The sequence below is a fragment of the Corallococcus llansteffanensis genome (genome assembly GCF_003612055.1).
Taxonomy (GTDB): domain Bacteria; phylum Myxococcota; class Myxococcia; order Myxococcales; family Myxococcaceae; genus Corallococcus; species Corallococcus llansteffanensis.
In genome coordinates this window covers 1-403 of sequence record NZ_RAWB01001222.1, presented here as the reverse complement: position 1 = coordinate 403, position 403 = coordinate 1, and the positions used below count along the sequence as shown (strand labels likewise).

1 protein-coding gene is annotated in these 403 nt (G+C 70.7%); it reads left to right on the top strand.

The features are described 5' to 3' along the window. The coding region (locus D7V93_RS44265; RefSeq protein ID WP_443652015.1) for a helix-hairpin-helix domain-containing protein at nucleotides 1-403 on the top strand (403 nt) is incomplete at both ends.

Genomic DNA, 403 nt, shown 5'->3' with positions numbered 1-403 from the left:
CCTTGAGCCACAAGCACGCGGAGGAGCGGATCCTCCCGTACCGGGGTCGCTTCGTGGGGGGCTGCGAGGCGCGGGGCTACACGCGCAAGCAGGCGGAGGAGTGGTTCGATCACTTCCGGGGCTTCGCGCACTACGGGTTCCCGGAGAGCCACTCGGCGAGCTTCGCGTTGATTGCCTATGCGTCCAGTTGGCTGAAGTGCCACTACCCGGCGGCGTTCACGGCGGCGCTGCTCAACTCCCAGCCCATGGGGTTCTACGCGCCGCACACGCTGGTGGCGGACGTGCAGCGGCACGGGGTGGAGGTGCGGCCGGTGGACGTGCGCCGCTCCCGCTGGGATTGCACGTTGGAGGACGGGGCGCTGAGGCTGGGGCTCCGGATGGCCCCAGCCTCAGCGCCCCGTCC